Annotated in this window: 12 protein-coding genes and 1 pseudogene; 4 read left to right on the top strand and 9 right to left on the bottom strand. The window is 48.4% G+C overall.

The window, feature by feature from the left end:
• Positions 1-36 precede the first annotated feature (36 nt).
• Positions 37-810: a hypothetical protein gene (locus AK963_RS08365; RefSeq protein WP_066015008.1), complete on the top strand. Its 774-nt coding sequence runs from the start codon at positions 37-39 to the stop codon at positions 808-810.
• A gap of 64 nt (positions 811-874) precedes the next feature.
• On the opposite strand, the gene AK963_RS08360 is transcribed toward AK963_RS08365, so the two are convergent.
• A complete protein-coding gene (locus AK963_RS08360) occupies positions 875-1,951 on the bottom strand; it encodes an NAD-dependent epimerase/dehydratase family protein (RefSeq protein ID WP_066015007.1) in 1,077 nt (358 codons plus the stop codon).
• Between the two features lie 250 nt (positions 1,952-2,201).
• Here AK963_RS08360 and ppiC point away from each other — a divergent pair, with 250 nt between their 5' ends.
• On the top strand, positions 2,202-2,480 hold the full coding sequence (ppiC, locus tag AK963_RS08355; RefSeq protein ID WP_066015006.1) for a peptidylprolyl isomerase PpiC: 279 nt from the start codon (positions 2,202-2,204) through the stop codon (positions 2,478-2,480).
• A gap of 8 nt (positions 2,481-2,488) precedes the next feature.
• Here the strand turns inward: ppiC and AK963_RS08350 are convergent, their stop codons facing one another.
• The 7 genes from AK963_RS08350 to AK963_RS08320 form a co-directional block, all read right to left on the bottom strand.
• Entirely contained in the window at positions 2,489-3,034 is a 546-nt protein-coding gene (locus AK963_RS08350; protein WP_066015005.1) for an RBBP9/YdeN family alpha/beta hydrolase, read from the bottom strand.
• 52 nt (positions 3,035-3,086) lie between these two features.
• Positions 3,087-4,862: a BatD family protein gene (locus AK963_RS08345; RefSeq protein WP_066015004.1), complete on the bottom strand. Its 1,776-nt coding sequence runs from the start codon at positions 4,860-4,862 to the stop codon at positions 3,087-3,089.
• Positions 4,856-6,799, bottom strand: coding sequence for a VWA domain-containing protein (locus AK963_RS08340; protein WP_066015003.1), 1,944 nt, complete (start codon positions 6,797-6,799; stop codon positions 4,856-4,858). The genes AK963_RS08345 and AK963_RS08340 overlap by 7 nt, the downstream gene beginning before the upstream one ends.
• Positions 6,792-7,829 (bottom strand): vWA domain-containing protein, encoded by a 1,038-nt coding sequence (locus AK963_RS08335; protein WP_066015002.1) that lies wholly within the window; start codon positions 7,827-7,829, stop codon positions 6,792-6,794. Before AK963_RS08335 ends, AK963_RS08340 begins: the two co-directional genes overlap by 8 nt.
• Positions 7,822-8,319 (bottom strand): DUF4381 domain-containing protein, encoded by a 498-nt coding sequence (locus AK963_RS08330; RefSeq protein WP_066015001.1) that lies wholly within the window; start codon positions 8,317-8,319, stop codon positions 7,822-7,824. Before AK963_RS08330 ends, AK963_RS08335 begins: the two co-directional genes overlap by 8 nt.
• A gap of 73 nt (positions 8,320-8,392) precedes the next feature.
• The gene (locus AK963_RS08325; RefSeq protein WP_066015000.1) at positions 8,393-9,331 is read right to left on the bottom strand and encodes a DUF58 domain-containing protein; all 939 of its coding nucleotides are present in this window, start codon (positions 9,329-9,331) and stop codon (positions 8,393-8,395) included.
• Positions 9,332-9,376: 45 nt separating this feature from the next.
• Positions 9,377-10,348: an AAA family ATPase gene (locus tag AK963_RS08320; protein WP_066015026.1), complete on the bottom strand. Its 972-nt coding sequence runs from the start codon at positions 10,346-10,348 to the stop codon at positions 9,377-9,379.
• 415 nt (positions 10,349-10,763) lie between these two features.
• Here AK963_RS08320 and AK963_RS08315 point away from each other — a divergent pair, with 415 nt between their 5' ends.
• Both AK963_RS08315 and AK963_RS08310 read left to right on the top strand, forming a co-directional pair.
• Positions 10,764-15,614: an NAD-glutamate dehydrogenase gene (locus AK963_RS08315; RefSeq protein WP_066015025.1), complete on the top strand. Its 4,851-nt coding sequence runs from the start codon at positions 10,764-10,766 to the stop codon at positions 15,612-15,614.
• A 57-nt stretch (positions 15,615-15,671) separates the two neighbouring features.
• Entirely contained in the window at positions 15,672-17,009 is a 1,338-nt protein-coding gene (locus tag AK963_RS08310; RefSeq protein ID WP_066014999.1) for a hypothetical protein, read from the top strand.
• A 351-nt stretch (positions 17,010-17,360) separates the two neighbouring features.
• On the opposite strand, the pseudogene AK963_RS31890 reads toward AK963_RS08310, so the two are convergent.
• Positions 17,361-17,536, bottom strand: a pseudogene (locus AK963_RS31890) (IS256 family transposase); the annotation flags it as partial.

Genomic DNA, 17,536 nt, shown 5'->3' with positions numbered 1-17,536 from the left:
CTAAAATTGGCGAAATATTCCCCATAAGGAGTTGTAATGGATTGCAATGCAGTAGGGAGAAAACAGTCAGTTGATAATAATATTCCAAATTTCGACTTTCTGGAAATGGGAAAAAAATCCGCAGAAAGCAGCTGTACTATTTTTGGAAAATCAGTAGTTAAGCGCCTTTGCTTTGGAGGTGATCTGAGTACGTCAATGGCTGAATCGATTTCTGATTATTCAACGGAAGTGTCCGGAGGATTTCTTGGCGATACTGGTTATCAGGCTTTGGAAGGCGTGGCTAAAAAAATTCATTGTAGAACTTGCCTGCCACAATCCGTATCAACAGCGCTTGTGAATGCCGGAAGTAAAATAGCTAAAGTCAGCTGCGTCAGTTTTGGTGAATCATTGGTTAAAGTGGTTGTTTTTTCTGGTAGCCCAGCCACTTCATTCTGTCGTTATTTTGCAACAGAGTGCTTTATGAAAATAGCTGGTGAGTATTTTGCTGAAGCGGGTAATTATGCACTCGAACATATTGGAAAGATGCTCTCTGAAAGAGGCTGTGTTCCAACATGTATCGAAGGCTCGATATTGACTGATATTGTAAAAAAGGTTGGGGAAATCTGCTGCTCTGCACTTGGAAAATCATTGGCGGGAGGGGAGTCTCTGGATTGCTTCACGTCTGTATCCACTGAAGAATCTGCTATTGGTGAGTGTATCATTGAAATAGCAGGGGAGCATTTGGGAAGTGTTGGCTATAAGGCTGTTGAGGTGATCACTGATCATGGTTTTGGTCGTACTGCTGGTGAAGTAAAGGTGCATATTGAGTAAGGTCAGTTTGACACTTCATCAGCCCGCATAACGCGGGCCTTTCTTGATGATATTGAGAACGCCTCTAGACAGTTTCCTTCTTCATTTGGTCATGAAGTTCCTTGTAATAGGGCATAGCCTCTTTCATGCCACTCTCACTTGTGTAGAGAGGCTCGTAGCCCAGATCACGACGTGCTTTATCGATGCTAAAGAAGTTATCAATTCCGATTCTTTCAAGAGCCAGTGTGGACTGAGGAGGTTCGCCAACCTTAAACCACTGGTGAAATTTCTCCCAGGCGGAGATAACGGTTTTTATCAGTTTATAGGAGATTCTTTTTTTCGGATAAGGGTATCCCAGTTGTTCCACCAGAGGTCGTGAAAATTCCATCATATTGACAGGCTCACCATCATTGATGAAATAGGCCTGACCAGAGGCCTTGCCATTTTTGCCCAGCTGGCCAGCGGCAAGCAGTTTTCCATGAATCAGGTTGTGAACGTAAGAGTTATCGAATCTTGCTTTTCCATCACCCACCAGAGCCTTAAAGGAACCGTTGATTAACTCTTTAATCAATAGTTTAAACATGGTTTGGTCACCGGGCCCCCAGATGCCACTGGGGCGTATTGCACAGGTATACAGGCCATTTCGACCATTGGCTGCCAGCACCTGCTGCTCTGCTTTCGCTTTGGTTTCTGTATACAGATCTCTGAATCCGTCAACATAGGGCAGAGCTTCATTTCCATTGGCAATTGGCTGACCATTAATAACAACACTGTTTGAGCTGGTATAAACCAGTCGTTTAACCCCTTGAGTCAGGCAAGCATCGATGATGTTTTGTGTGCCACCAAGATTGATGTCATAAGACAGCTTTTTCACCTGCTGGCTAACGACCTTGGTTGAACGAATTTCAATGACAGCAGCGGTATGAAAAACCGTATCAATTCCTTCACAGACTTTGGTAACCAGTGATTTATCACAGATATTTCCCTGTACCTTCTCCAGGCCCGGGTGTTCAAGATCACACTCTGCCAGGTCGAAGACTCTAACCTGATGCCCCCGGTTCAGAAGCTCTCTGGCCAGGTTTTTTCCCAGAAAGCCGGCACCACCAGTGACCAGAGTTTTACCAAGCTCCACAGCTTCGAGACGTTTATTTTCGGTTGTCATAAGAGAAGTACACTGCTGTCATTATTATTGTTGATGATGCAAATGAGGGAACCCCTATCGGTTACTGGTTTAAGGAGTGCTCACTTCCAACTGATGGCTTCTGAGCCATTTTTGTCAATCCCTGCACATGTCACATACCACATATGGATTACGGAGTTCACGAAATCTGACTTGGTGCTGGCGAGTATTCAGAATTCAATGATGAACGATATAATACGAATCAATAGATTCCTTATGAATAGGCTTACTCATGGCGTATACGGCAGCCGCATTACACATTCTGGTTAAGCATAAAGAGCAGGCTGAAGAGATTATCAAACAGCTTAAAAAAGGTGCCAAATTTGATGTTCTGGCGAAGAAGCACTCCACTTGTCCATCGGGTAAAAAAGGTGGGCATCTGGGAGAATTCAGGAAAGGGCAGATGGTGCCTGCCTTTGATAAAGTATGTTTTACCGGTGAGTTACTGACCCCTCACCTGGTGAAAACGAAGTTCGGCTGGCATGTTATCAAGGTGCTTTATCGAACCTAGTGTACTTGCTAGAGCTTCTGTTTTATTGCCTCAACCAACTCTGGAAAATACTTTCCTCCTGAGTCGCTAGCCATAAAGTGACCCCGGTCTTTGAATTCGTGATAGTCCGGGGTCAGCTGATCACGGACATATCGGGCTTCGTCCACCGTGATCAAATGATCATCTTCTGAGTGAAACTGAATGATCCACTGCTGGTTTGCTTTAATAGCACCCCACTGCCAGGGTGCATCATAGAAGCCACTGGCTTTCTCATTGGGATCACCAAGATCCGTGTGACAGGCAGAAACCAGAACACTGCCAACCAGAGAATGGCTTTCGGCATAGCGCATGGCGGCAAGCGCACCGGAGGAGTGACCTATCAAAATAACGTCACTGTTTCCATTGAGCTGTTCTTCCATAAAATCCAGCCAGATGTCCTGATGGGCAATGATATTGTCCGGAAAAGTTTCAAGAATAACGTCAAGACCAAGCCCGGAAAGCTCTCCGGCTGCGGACTTGTACCAATGATGAGAGGCGGTACAGCCGCCATTACCATGGATAAACAGTGCTTTCACCGTGATGACTCCCTCGTTGTTTAAGAGGATGCTCCCATCAAAATTAGTTGACCTATTCTGGGTATAGCCTGCCAAGCTTTTGATCTTTTTTTCGACCGGACCTGGTGTCTCTGACTTTTCGACACATCTCCAGCAATGTGGTCAACTGCACTTCTGTAGCGGCCCCTCCTGCTTGAGCACTATAAAGGCTGGCTGACAGTTGGTTGCAGATTGAGTTCAATTCCTCAGAGCCAAGCTGATTGAGACACTCAGTCAATGAAGTCTGGTTCTTGAGATTGTTACCGAGATAGATTCGACACCAGTTTTTCAGTTCGCTCAGCGTCAACGGAACATCTTTCTGCAGGCAGGCTGCTTCCAACTGTCTAAATGCTTCGGCTTCAGAGGGTTGCTTCCCAAATCGATCATGGCTGCCAGTGTTAGTGGTTTGTTGATCAGCCTTTGTTACAGAACTTGATTTGAATCGCCAGAGTCCCAGGGTCACCAGCCACAGCAGAGCAAACATAGCTGTTAAATACTGCCAGAAGACAGCTCTCTGCCATGGATTGGTTGACTCGAGAGGTGTTGCATCGGTAACCCCGGCTGGTTCCGGACATTCAGCTGGCTTGTCGGCTGGCAATGGTGTCGGGGAGTTCACAGTCGGTGGTGTTAAGGTATTAGCGTTTGGATCTACGGCGACATCAATTTCTGTTGCAGGAAGCCTGGACGTTTTAATCTCGCCACTTTCAGTATCAAACCAGGTGTATTCAATAGCTGGCAGCGTGATTTTTCCGGGACGTGTTGGAATCATTGCTATGGAGTCAGTACGCTGTCCTTGAACACCATCTGCCATTTCGCGGTCTTCCGTACCGGATTTATCAGGGTAGCTGTTCACTCCCTTTGGCTGAGACATCAGAATAGGGGGGAGTTGTGCTGCACTCAGACCGTCGGCATCGACGGTAATGGTTCGGGTAATGGCATCACCCACTGTTAAACTGTCCAGTGGCTGGCTCCATTTCTCCTGAATCGATACATTTCTTGCTGGTAACCAGGTTTCACTGGCAGGGTAGTTTTCAGGTCTGGGTTTTACCTCAATGTTAAGTTCCGGGGAGCGGGCAAGCACGGGTTTCCCGCCACTGGAAAAGATACTGCCAAATGGATCCCGGGGTTCAGCCGCCACACCGGTAAACGTCAGTGACGGTATGATCATTTCACCCACAGACTGGGGATGAATAGAGTACTTCAACTCAAAGCCCCGGTAGCGAATACCATTAATGATGGTATCCAGTTTTCGGGTTTCTCCCAGTTGTTGAATAAGGGCATCGCTGATATCCATGGCACTCAGCCGGTTATCATCATACAGTTGAACGCTAAACAGAATTTTCAGAGTAAATATCAGCTCCTGCTGCACATAAATGCTTTCACTGCTGACGTCGGCTGTCATCAACAGTGGGCTGCTATCACCGGTTGGGTCATCCGGTTTTTTATCACTGACGGTGATAGTAACCGGTTCGGATTGCAAAGCACCCAGTTTGATTGGTGGAATAACCAGTGTTCCCTGCTGTTTGGGAGCAAGGGTAATTACCCAGTCACGGGTAAATTCCTTTTTACCATTAATAATACTGGTCTGGCTCTGTTGTCTGGTGCCCAGTATGTCAAAACTCCATTCCAGGGGTTTCAGGTCTGGAGCGTCACTGGAACTTTCATCCGTGCGCAGCGTCAGTTCTACGGTTTCATGGCTGGCTAATGATGTTCTGTTAACACTGGCGGTAAAGCCAGCATTGGCAATCATTGAAACCGAAAGACTGATCAATGCTGTCAACATCAAATGGAATGACTTTCGGTTTACCATGATGCCTCCTCCGTTCTGTTCTGCTGTTGCTGAGAGCGTTGCTGATGAAGAAATTTCCTGCGTAATAAACCACCCGGATCATCTGGAATCGTTCTCAGCCAGCTCTCAATGGCCTGTTGTTCGGGAGACAGGGGCTGTTCATCCATTCCTTCATCCGGTGTGCTGGCCGTTGCTTCCGAAGCGTCATCATCTGCTCTTTTTTCTTCTGCCTGAGCGGACTGTTGCGATGAGCTGGCACTGTCCTTCTCTTCAGACTGCTCAGGTTGGGCCTGTTGCTGATCTTGCTGCTGGCTCTGATCAACTGATGAATTATTTTGGGGGTGTTGTTGAGATGAGGGTTCCTGGTCTCTGGTGTTTTCACCGGCTTGCCCATTTTCTGGTGATGCTTTATCCCTGTTTTTGCTGGATTGGTTATTATCACCCTGAGACTGTTGCGGGTTATCTTCCCCTTGGTTGCTTTCCCCCTGGTCGTCATTCTGCTCCCTGTTGTTGCCCTGATTTTGCTGCGGCGAGTTTTGTTGGGATTGGTCTTGTTGAGACTGCTGCTGTAGCAACTGTTCAACCAGATTATGATTGAATCGTGCATCTTCCATATCCGGCTGCCGGGATAATGCCTGGTCATAAGCGTCAATGGCTTCCTGAAGTTTGCCTGCCTTGGCCAGTGCATTACCTCTGTTATAATCCATTTTTGGATCTGCAACTTGATCATTTGGATTATTCAGTGTTGATGCAGACTCATCAAACTGCTGGTTCTGGAACAATGCTTCCGCTTTCCAGGCAGAGTCATTGAACAGACTGGCTGCGAGCTCCGGATTACCCTCCTGCAGTGCTTTCTGCCCCTGCTGGTCACGGGTTTGCCACAGGTCATTCCAGCTGAATGCCATGGCATCCTGCGTGACCGGCAGCAGGGAGATCATGATCAGTACCAGCCACCCACGGCGAAATCCCAACAGGGCGGCTGGTAATAGCAGCCATACCAGCCAGTAACCGGCGTCATACCACTGATCAAATTCACGATCAGTTGCTGCCTGTTCGTTAAAGAGCTGATTGATGTTACCGGTTGGAAGGAGGGCCTGAAGGTCGGTATCCGCAACAGACATTATCTGGTATCGACCGCTATTGGCCCGAGCCAGTGACTGCAGACGGGATTGTTCCAGCTGCGGTACGACAATGGTTCCCTGCTGATTTTTCAGGTAACCGCCGTCAGGCAACGGAATTGGTGCTCCTTGTTCAGTTCCAATGCCAAGAATGGATAAACGGATACCGCTGCCCTGCAGCAGGCTCGAAATCTGCTCTGCCTGTGCTTCGGTCATTGAGCCCGTGACCAGCAAAATATCGCCGGACTCACTGCTGCCCTGATTCAGAAGCTGTTTTGCCAGGCGTATTGCTTCTACGGGGTTATTACCCTGTACTGGCATAATTTCAGGGCTAAGTGCTTTGGTCAGATTATTTAACGTACGACTATCGTCTGTCAGAGGTGCAACGGTGTGGGCAGATCCAGCATAAGCAACAAGGGCTGAGAGTCCTTCGCTGCGCTGGTTGAACAGATCCTGAAGCTTGAACCGCACCCGGGTCAGGCGATTGGGAGAAAGATCCGCAGCGAACATGTGGTATGACAGGTCAGCGGCAACCACCAACGGCTGTTGATTCTTACTGATCGGTACCGGTTGCTTTTGCCATGTTGGGCCAGCAAGCGCAAAAGTGGCTATTACCCAGCCAGCCAGTACCAGTATAAGAGGCCATCGAGCACGTTTTTGCAGCTCTCCTTCCAGTAACCAGGGAAGGAGTCCTGGCGCAATGACTTTTGACCAGCTGCCACGATCCTTATGTTGTCGCCAGAGCAGGATCACCAGTAGGATGCAGGGTAATAGCATTAGCAGCCAGAGAGGTCTTAGAAAATGAAATTGATGTATGAACAAAGAGAAAAATTCAATCATGCTGAGCCCTCCCTTTGCCAGCTTTCCATTCGGTAAGCGCCCTGCTTAGATTGATCTTTTGCAGCGCCAGGAGCAGACTCAGTAGCAGCGCCAGACCCAGTGGCCAGAAAAACAGGTTTTTGCTGGGGCGAAACAACTCTTCTTCCTGAACAACAGGTTCAAGCTGATCCAGCAGCGTATAGATCTTATTCAACTCCTCAATATTGCGGGCCCGGAAATACTGGCCTCCCGTCAGTCCTGCCATTTCCTGTAATGTTTGCTCGTCCAGGTCGGCCGATGGGTTAACCCGACGTGAGCCAAAGAAACTGCGCTCAACCATCTCTTCAGCCCCGAGGCCAATCGCGTAGATCCTGATACCTTCTTCTTTGGCAATCTGTGCTGCCTGCAACGGCGAGATTTCTCCAGCGGTATTCGCCCCATCAGTCAGTAATATAAGCACCCGGCTATCTTCGGGGCGTTTACGAAGATGCTTGACGGCAAGACCCAGGGCATCCCCGATAGCGGTCTTGTTACCCGCCATCCCGATACCGGACTCATTCATCAGTGTCCTGACCGTTTCACGATCAAAGGTCAGTGGTGTTTGCAGGTAGGCCTGGGTGCCAAACAGGATAAGTCCAAGCCGGTCCCCACGACGTCGCTCGATAAAATTATTCATCACCGCTTTGGTGGCTCTCAGTCGATCAACCTGGCGGCCATTGAGAACCATATCATTAATCTCCATACTGCCTGAGAGGTCAACGGCCATCATCAGGTCCCGGCCACTGTCCTGGACCTCAACGGGATTGCCAAGCCAGACTGGCTTGCTGGCAGCAAAGAGCAGCAGCAGCCAGATCAGACTGGGCAGAATGATTCGTTTGCCAGAAGGTATCTCCTTTTCTGCGCTCTGCTCACCCATCATGGACGAAAGTTTTCCGTAAAACGGCGTATACAGCGCGGCATCATTACCGCTACTGGCTGGTTTGACGAACCGATAAACCAGCAGAGGTAAGGGCAGGGCAATCAGTATCCAGGGCCATTCAAGCTCAAGCATGGTGTTTCTTAATCCATCGCCGGGTTAGTTCGTACACTGTCTTTGGCATCTCGTCGGGAGAGCCGTGGGAGGGCGTCAGCGGTATCTCCGGATTATAACGGTCGTTATTGAATGCGCTGTGGCTGAGGAATTCGGGGATGCCTCCGGTATCCGCGAGAAACTGGCTCCAGGAAGCCCCGGTCAACCCGGCAACCTTATTTCTGGGAAATGCATGCAGAGCTACCCGTTTTAACAGTTCATTGGATTCATTAGCCAGTCTGTGCAGCGATTGATGAACCTGATAGTCAGCCTTAATTTGTCTGGCCTGATGAAGAGCCTCTGAGCGGTAACGGTTTTTTTGCCATCGACGCCAGATATAGATGGTGACCAGAAGCAGCACTGCGATAACGATAATCGTCAGAATCCACCAGCCAATCGCTGGTGGCCATAATCCAACAGGATCCGGGAGGTGGTTTGGGCGGAGCTGATCCAGAGGATTTTGCATATCCATGACTAAGTCCTCTGTGGAGCCGTAAACTCAAAACAGGCTTTTACCACCAATGCTTTCAAGTGCTGATATGTCTTCACTGAGTCAGCTCCCTATTGTTCGTCCTGACACCATAAAGTCCCAACAACTGCTGTGCGGAAGGTGAGGCGCAATTAATCTCCAGTAGAGGGATACGATATTGTGAAAGCATCTGCTTCAGTTGTTCATGATGTTTCAGATATTGCTGATGGAACTGCTGGCGAAGTTGAGGGCGGCCGGTATTCACTGACAGGTTGTGCATACCATCGGTTATCCGGTATTGATCCGGACTTGGTAGATCCTGCTCCAGAGGATCATTCACCTTGATGGCCATCAATTCATTATGGCGGGCAAGCTGAGCCAGGTGCTGCTCGGACTCTTCATTCACATGATTAAAATCACTGATCAGGAATATCTGAGTGCCGGGGTGAGCTACTCGTCGGGTGTGACGGAGGGTTCTTGCCAGGCCATTTTCCGCATCCATACTGGATATGGAAGCCAGGTGGAGTTTTCGGTTCATCCGTTCAGTCTGGTTAAGCCAGTGCATCAGCGTTTTTCTTGAACGCTTTGGCCGTGTTTCCTGTAACTCATGTTCATTGAAAATAACACCGCCGATTCTGTCACCATGTTCAAGGGTTGCCCAGGCAATAAGAGCGGAGATCTCTGCCGCAGTAACGGATTTGAAGTTCAGTTGACTGCCAAAAAACATGGCATGGCTCTGGTCGAGTAAAATCATGACCGGCCGCTCCCGCTCCTCCTGAAACACTTTGGTGTGCGGTTTCATTCTCCGGGCAGTGACCCGCCAGTCGATGGAACGAATATCATCCCCGAACTGATAAGCCCTGACTTCTTCAAAGTCGATACCACGGCCCTTGAAGGGGGAACGGGAGTTACCCAGCATCTGCCGCAGGCTGCGTCCCTGGCGAAACAGGGGTAGGTCCTTTGCCTGCAACCGCAGATTTACCAGGCTCTGTAATGTACAGTAGGCTCCACTCATGGCGCTTCTCTAATAGCCTTTTTGCAATGCACTCTTTGAATCCAATCAGGCAATGGGAACGATTTGTAATAGCTGATTGATGATCTGGTCAGCATCCTTGCCCTCGGCCTCTGCTTCAAATGTCAGCAAAAGACGGTGGCGCAGCACGTCGTGAGCGATCGCCTGAACATCATCAGGGCTGACATAATCACGGCCATGCAGCCAGGCATAAGCACGAGCACAGCGGTCAAGGGCAATGGTTCCCCTGGGGCTTGCACCGTAATCAAGCCATCCTGATAGTTGGTCACTGTAGCGTTCAGGATGACGACTGGCATTAATCAGCTGAACAATGTATTCCTCAACCGATGGCTCCATATGGACGGCCAGGACTTCCTGGCGGGCCTGCAGAATTTCTTCCTGCTTCAGCGGGGATTGTGGGCGCTCAACAGGTGCCTGCATGGCTTCTCCCCTGGCCAGTTTAAGAATCGCCCGCTCTGATTCAACATCGGGGTAGCCGACCCGGACGTGCATGATAAAGCGATCAAGCTGGGCTTCCGGCAATGGGTAAGTGCCTTCCTGTTCAATGGGGTTCTGGGTGGCCATGACCATAAAGACATCAGGTAATGGGTAGGTTTTCTGGCCAACACTGACCTGGCGTTCTGCCATGGCTTCCAGTAGTGAAGACTGAACTTTGGCCGGTGCGCGGTTGATTTCATCAGCAAGAATCAAGTTGTGAAAAATGGGGCCGGGCTGAAAGCGGAAGCTGCCATCTTCCGGTAGATAGATGTCGGTGCCGGTGACATCAGCAGGCAGCAGGTCAGGGGTAAACTGGATTCTGTGGAAATCGGCATCCAGACCATCCGACAGTGCTTTTACAGCTCTTGTTTTGGCCAGGCCTGGCGCTCCTTCAACCAGCAGATGTCCATCAGCCAGCAGGGAGATTAACAGGCGGTTAACCAGATGTTCCTGACCAATAATGGTGCTGGAGAGGTAGTTTTTCAGCTGACTGAATTGGGTAAAACAGTGGCTTGATGACATTTTTTTCAACCTGGAAATCTGTCTGCGTCTTTCAAGGGAGTGCATAAGTCGCCAGAAATATTCGACCCTGCATGAGCCAGCTACTTAAAAGGGTTAGAAGTACCCCTCTTAGCTGTGTGTGACAGGCACACCCCACTTTACGATCTGGAAATTCTACAAGCCATTTGGCTTATTGATAAGCCCCAGTTCTGAGTCTTGGCGAATGCTTTAGGTTCTGTTGACATAGAGCCACAGCCTCAGCGGTTTGCTCAGCCCAGGAACACTCTGGTTTAAGCTGAGCCGGTACCCCATGTAAACACCCCCTAAAGTTATAAGCTTTATTTTCGACAGCACCGTTCAATATAGGTTCGTCAAGGCCGATGGTCTACTACAAGGATTTTAAAACCGATATCTATTCACAGTGGAGATGCCAGGGATGGGGCAGTTAAACAGTCAGGAACGTGAAGAAACTCTGGATAAACTGATTAGTGATTTAGCTGCCCATATTCCGGTAGATCAGCTGGATAGCTTTCATGAGTTTGTCTATCGATATTACTCGCTGGATACCCATGAGGATCTGGTATCAGGAAACTGGCAGGAACTGCTGGGAGCTACCCACTCATTCTGGAAGTTTATTCAATACCATAATCCAGACCAGCCGCGTATTGAGGTTATCAATCCGGAATTCAATATGCATGGCTGGCACTCAACCCATACCGTCATCCGCATTCTGCATCGGGACATGCCTTTTGTTGTGGACTCGGTCAGGATGAAACTGAACGATTATGGCTCCACCATTCATCTATTGCGAAATGGCGTACTGTACTCGCGACGTGCTGGAGACATGACCATACAGTTTGGAGATGAACGGGGTGAGGGTGAGTTTATCAGTCAGGAGGCCTTTGTTTATCTTGAAATTGATCGTTGTGAGGATCAGAGTGAACTTGATCAGCTGAAGGTTCAGCTGAATGCGGTTCTGAGAGATGTTAGCCGCGTTGTTGATGACTTTGATGAAATGACCGGGCGGGTTAAAAGGCTGGCAGCCATGGCAGGGCAGCTGGGAGCTTTGCCGGGAGGCTTGCTGAAAAAGGATGATGAGGTCCAGGAGTTTCTGGAATGGCTACTGGATGACAATTTCACTTTCCTGGGTTATGAAGAGCTGATTGTCACAGAGCATGAAGGCAGTCGCCGGCTGAGAAGACCGTCGGAGTCACTGTTTGGGCTATTGAAACCTGCGAATGAAGGTCAGCCCGGCCAGCTGTCACTGGAACCCTTTATTGAACATGACCTGTTTGAGCTGACTGAGCGCCTTTCTTTCTCCAAAGCCTCTGTCCGTTCCAGTGTTCACCGTCCAGCCTATCCTGACTTTATCACCGTACGACGCTTTGATGATCAGGGTCACATTGTTGGTGAAGCGCGTATAGTTGGCCTCTACACCTCACCAGTGTATCGAAAGACGCCGTATGCCATTCCCTATATCCGTAACAAGGTGTCGGCAATCATTCAACGCTCCGGTCTTGATCCCAAAAGCCATCACGGGAAAGACCTGGTGCAGATACTGGAGATTTTTCCCAGGGATGAGCTCTTTCAGACCAGTCAGGACGAGCTTTTTCAGACAGCCATGTCAATCCTGCGAATGCAGGAGCGTAAACAGATAAAAGTCTTTATCCGACAGGACCCTTATGGGCCTTTCTGTTCGGCGCTGGTTTATGTTCCAAGGGATATATACAGTACCCGTTTCCGCCAGCAGGTTGAGAAAATCCTCTGTCACCGGCTGGAAGCAGAAGACAGCGAGTTTACGACGTATTTTTCTGAGTCGATCCTGGCCAGAGTCCACTTCGTGTTCAAGTTGAAAGGGCGGATTGATTACAATCAGGATGTGATTACCCGAGAGGTTATTCTCGCCGCATCATCATGGAATGATGATCTTAGAGATGCTGTACTGGAAACCTTTGGGGAAGTACGGGGGAATAAACTGCTTTCAAGGTTCTCTGATGGATTCAGTGCTGCTTACCAGGAAGCATTCAAGCCCCAGTCGGCGGTCACGGATATTCGCCATTTTGCAGAAATGGACAATGATCGGCCGATTTCCATGGGGTTTTATCAGTCACTGGATGATGCAGCTGATCTGGTTCACCTGAAACTGTTCCATTTTATCGAGCCTCTGCCATTAGCTGACCAGATTCCCATTATTGAAAACCTTGGCCTGCGTGTTCTCGGTGAGTACCCCTATCTGATTCACACCACATCCGGTGAGACCATCTGGATTCATGACTTTCAATTAAGCATCGATTCACGAATTAACATTGATCTACAGAAAGTGGGTCCGACGTTTCGGGAAGCGTTTGAGAAAATCTGGTTTGGTGAAGCGGAAAATGACCGGTTTAACCGACTGGTGTTATCCGCAGGCCTGAGTTGGCGTCAGGTTGCCATGCTTCGGGCGTATGCACGTTATATGAAGCAGATTCGTGTTGGTTTCAGTCAGTCTTATATTGCTGAAACGCTGTGCAATAACATTGAGATTGCCCGGTTACTGGTGGAGCTGTTTGAGGTTCGTTTCAACCCAATGCTGGAGCTGTCCATAACACAGCGGCTGGCACGGCAGCAGCAAATTCAGCAGCAGATTCTCCATAAACTTGACCAGGTTGAAGTATTGAGTGAAGACAAACTCATCCGGTGTTATCAGGATATTATCAAGGCAACACAGAGAACCAACTTTTATCAGCAGGATGAGGAAGGCAGTGCCAAGTCTTATATCTCACTGAAAATGGCGGCGAGGGAGATACCGGACATTCCCAAGCCGGTGCCACTGTATGAGATTTTTGTCTACTCGCCCATTGTTGAAGGTGTTCACCTGAGAGGTGGAAAGGTGGCCCGTGGCGGTTTGCGCTGGTCTGACCGTGTTGAAGATTTCAGAACTGAAATTCTTGGGTTGGTAAAAGCCCAGCAGGTCAAAAATGCCCTTATTGTACCTGTTGGTGCCAAAGGTGGTTTTGTACCCAAACAGTTACCTGTTGATGGTACCCGGGAAGAGATTCTGGAAGAGGGAATACGCTGTTATAAAACCTTTATCAGAGGGCTGCTGGATATTACGGATAATCTGGTGGAAGGAGACGTGGTTCATCCGGATGGCGTCGTGATGTATGACGACAGTGACAGTTATCTGGTCGTGGCGGCTGATAAAGGAACAGCAACATTCTCAGACATCGCCAATGGGATTGCGGCGGATTACAACTTCTGGCTGGGGGATGCCTTTGCTTCTGGAGGCAGTGTTGGCTATGACCACAAGAAAATGGGAATTACCGCAAGAGGTGCGTGGGTTTCGGTCCAGAGGCACTTCCGCGAAAAAGGTATTCATGTCCAGCAGGATGTGATCTCAGCCATTGGTATTGGCGATATGTCTGGTGATGTTTTTGGCAATGGTATGCTGTGCTCCGAAACGATTGCTTTGGTTGGTGCGTTCAATCACCTGCATATTTTTGTGGATCCCAACCCTGATGTTTACCAGAGTTTTGCAGAGCGGCGTCGACTCTTTGAGTTGCCCCGTTCCAGCTGGACAGACTATGACACCAGTCTGATTTCTGAAGGCGGGGGGATTTTTTCACGCCAGGCAAAGTCAATTGCCATCAGTCCGGAAATGAAGCAACGCTTTGGCATTACGGCCAATCAGTTGCCACCCAATGAGTTGATTCGCAGCATGCTGCGAGCACCGGTTGATCTTCTGTGGAATGGTGGTATCGGAACCTACATTAAGTCCATGAACGAAACCCATAGCGACGTTGGGGATAAGGCCAATGACCCACTGAGAATTAATGGTTGTGAAGTGCAGGCCAGTGTGGTCGGAGAAGGCGGAAATCTTGGGCTGAGTCAACTGGGGCGTATGGAGTATGCGCTTAAGGGAGGCGGGCTGAATACCGACTTTATTGATAATTCCGGCGGTGTTGACTGTTCGGATCACGAGGTCAATATCAAGATTCTTCTGAATGATATGGTCGCCAATGGTGATATGACGCTTAAGCAGCGAAATCAGCTGCTTGAAAGCATGACGGATGAAGTCGCAGCCCTGGTATTGACCAATAACTATCGACAGACACAGGCTATTTCTGTTGTTGAGTCGGATGTTGCCTCAAGAATGGGTGAGTACCGTCGTTTTATGGAACACCTTGAGGGACAGGGCAAGCTGGATAGAACCATCGAGTTTCTACCAGATAATGAAGCTATTGCAGAACGGGCCGCTAATGGGCAGGGGTTAACCCGGCCTGAATTGTCTCTGCTGGTTTCATACAGTAAGGCAGATCTGAAAGAAGCGTTGCTGAACTCGGAGGTGATTGATGATAGATACCTTACTCAGGAACTATACAGTGCTTTCCCTAAGATTCTGGTGGACAGGTTCCCGGATGATATTCGCAGGCATCGTCTGCGCAAAGAGATTATCTCTACCCAGATAGCTAACCATTTGATTGACATGATGGGGATCACGTTTGTTTATCGGCTGCAAATGACGACAGGGGCTTCGCCTGCCGAGATAGCCCGTGCTTTCAGTGCCAGTCGTGATGTTTTTGATGTTTCCCGTTACTGGATGATGATTGAACAACTGGATCATAAAGTGTCCAGTGCCTTGCAGTACAGGATGATGGGCGCATTGATCAAACTGGTGAGGCGGACTACCCGCTGGTTTATTCGTCTGAAGCGTCAGGATCTGATACCTGCCGAGTGTGTTGAACATTATGGGCCCAGGGTTGAGAAATTCCTGGCCTGTTTCATGGAGTCTCTCGGTGAAGAAGAAAAAGCGGAACTGGACAAGGCTGTTGACAGCATGGTTGCGGAAGGGGTTCCACAGGAACTGGCGCTGGTGGTTGCCGGGCAGCGTTATCTGTTAAGCGCTCTGCCGGTGATCAGGGCAGCCGATGAAACCGGGGTTCCTCTGGAGGTAGCCATCAGGACTTTCTTTGCCATAGGCTCCCGCCTGGAGTTGAACTGGTATGGCAATGCCCTGTCGCAACTGGAGGTTACAAATCACTGGCAGTCTCTGGCACGTGACAGCGCCAGGGATGAACTGAACTGGCAACAGCGCAAATTGTCCAAAGGCCTGATTAATATGGCACAGGATGGAGTGCCCATTGAGCAAACCATTGATAAATGGATCATGGATAATCATGCACTGGTTGCCCGCTGGCAGAGTATGCTGGCAGATATACGCAGTGCACCGCAGGCCGATCTGGCCATGTTTTCCGTGGCTAATCGTGAGCTAATGGATCTGGCTCAGGTGAGCTTGCATGGCAACTAAGACCTCTTTTGATGCTATAGGCCATATTATAGAAATTCAAACACATGGAGGTAAATTTTGAAAATCAATCCGGGTAATATCTTCAACACAGTTATTGGATGCTCTGATAATAATGAGAGAGCAGTTTCATTAGGAAAATATAAAGGTAGAGAGGTGGTTGTCCTATCTCCTCAAGCTATGAGTCAGTTTTCAGCTAGATTGAAAGAGATACTCAATGCGGAATATGAAGATAGATATCCTGGTCTTGGGAGAAAGATGCATTGGGTCTTAACTGCTAATGTGATACCAGGTGGAGACCCTTGTCGAATAGAAACTCTTGTTAATGACCCTATGACTGGGGTCGATAACGACTCCCCTCACATCCCAGCTCTGAAAAAAAACGTGAGTGATACACTGAATGCTGTTATTTCACAATACCTTCCTGGCAGTACCGTTGCTTCTGAAATGGGGGCTAGGGTTAAAGAGGTATCAAAGAAGGTTAACCCCGGAAGGGGACTGGTTGATCGGAGAAAAGCAGAGATAGAGAAAGAAATTGAAAAAGCCAGACCAAAAGCTTCTAAGCCATTGGGTGAAATGGCTCGAAAAAAGACAAGTGATAAAGCTGTATTGACCGGTGGAGCTAGCGCTGCTGAACCTCGAAAACCATTGATTGCTCAGATGTTAGGTTATGTAGATGGTAAAGGGGTAATGGGGGTAGATAAGTTACTCGATGAAATCAATGAAAACAGGGACAAGGTTTCTAGGTCGGTAGCAGAAAGGGATCGAAAACTGGCCGGGGATGAAACAGCTCTTGAAAATATGAATATTCCAAATCGGCCGTCCACTATAACAGATGAGTATCACTTGTTCCAAGGATCATGGGGTCTTTTGAATGAAAAAATAACAGGCTTAGATCAGCCCGAAAAATCAAAGATGCTTTCTAACTGCCTTGAAGTGTGCCTGGAAGGTGCAATGCGTGAAAAGAGATTTGCAGACTCTAAAATAAAAGAAATAACTGGTGGTGATCCAGTATCGGAAAAAATTGCCAGAGACTTTATGAGGTGGCGAGCAGATGAAGTTTCAATGAAACCCTTTATTAATGATATCCAAAGTAACCTTTGCTCAGCCTCTAATCCATACTCTAAATACTGGAAAAAATATTTGAAATTAGATGAGGCGCAAAAATATATTCAGGATGCCGCTCGGATAGCATGGAAAATGTCGCTTCAAGCACCTCCAATGACCTTTGCTGTACACCAAAAAGGTTGCGATTTTAATAAGGACGTCCATGAATTATGGTATGAATCTCCAAAACCCCTGAAAGGTGCTGGATCAGTAGTTGAGACAGTTGTCTTTCCTGCGCTTTTTCATGGTGATAAAGTCATGAAGAATGCGATTGTTATATTACGTAAGTGACCCCTCATTCGTTACACGTATTGTTCAGAAAAAGACATCTGCCTTGCTTGGCTTGTTTGACGTCGAAAAAACTGGTTTGTGCGATTCTTTCTCATGTAGAGCGTTTTTTCTGGTTTGCTGAGTCCACAGCGAAACGTCAGCAAGATCTGGAACGCATATCATTGTTTGTTGTCTATTCTTCATTAATCTTAACGGTTTTGAAGAATCCCAATGGCGGCGTTACCAGAGTCCATTTCTATTGCTCAGCCCAGGTTTTGCGAACAGTATGGACTGCAGCCAGTGCCTGATGCCCAGAGAACGGGTGGTGCATGGGAGCCTGTAAATAATTCTGTGTAAACGCCACCAAAACTATTACTCCTTGAACCGGTCAGGAAACATAATTTCAAACCGGTTCATGGCTGCTTTCCAGTTCCTGATCGGCATGGTCCATTTCTCGGAAGCTTTTTCCATGGCCAGATAGATTACCTTCATGACTGACTCATCAGTCCGAAAAATCTTCCGGTTCTTGATCGCCTTACGAATGACGC

The sequence above is a fragment of the Endozoicomonas atrinae genome (assembly GCF_001647025.1).
GTDB classification, from domain to species: Bacteria; Pseudomonadota; Gammaproteobacteria; order Pseudomonadales; family Endozoicomonadaceae; genus Endozoicomonas; species Endozoicomonas atrinae.
The sequence above is the reverse complement of the archived record's forward strand: the minus strand, read 5'-3'. Positions and strand labels throughout refer to the sequence as shown.

Bases quoted from the DNA above. Each gene is read 5' to 3' on its own strand.
- AK963_RS08365 (WP_066015008.1), top strand. From the start codon at position 37: ATGGATTGCAATGCAGTAGGGAGAAAACAGTCAGTTGATAATAATATT.
- AK963_RS08345 (WP_066015004.1), bottom strand. From the start codon at position 4,862: ATGGTAAACCGAAAGTCATTCCATTTGATGTTGACAGCATTGATCAGT.
- AK963_RS08330 (WP_066015001.1), bottom strand. From the start codon at position 8,319: ATGGATATGCAAAATCCTCTGGATCAGCTCCGCCCAAACCACCTCCCG.
- AK963_RS08320 (WP_066015026.1), bottom strand. From the start codon at position 10,348: ATGTCATCAAGCCACTGTTTTACCCAATTCAGTCAGCTGAAAAACTAC.
- AK963_RS08335 (WP_066015002.1), bottom strand. From the start codon at position 7,829: ATGCTTGAGCTTGAATGGCCCTGGATACTGATTGCCCTGCCCTTACCT.
- AK963_RS08340 (WP_066015003.1), bottom strand. From the start codon at position 6,799: ATGATTGAATTTTTCTCTTTGTTCATACATCAATTTCATTTTCTAAGA.
- AK963_RS08360 (WP_066015007.1), bottom strand. From the start codon at position 1,951: ATGACAACCGAAAATAAACGTCTCGAAGCTGTGGAGCTTGGTAAAACT.
- AK963_RS08325 (WP_066015000.1), bottom strand. From the start codon at position 9,331: ATGAGTGGAGCCTACTGTACATTACAGAGCCTGGTAAATCTGCGGTTG.
- ppiC (WP_066015006.1), top strand. From the start codon at position 2,202: ATGGCGTATACGGCAGCCGCATTACACATTCTGGTTAAGCATAAAGAG.
- AK963_RS08315 (WP_066015025.1), top strand. From the start codon at position 10,764: ATGGGGCAGTTAAACAGTCAGGAACGTGAAGAAACTCTGGATAAACTG.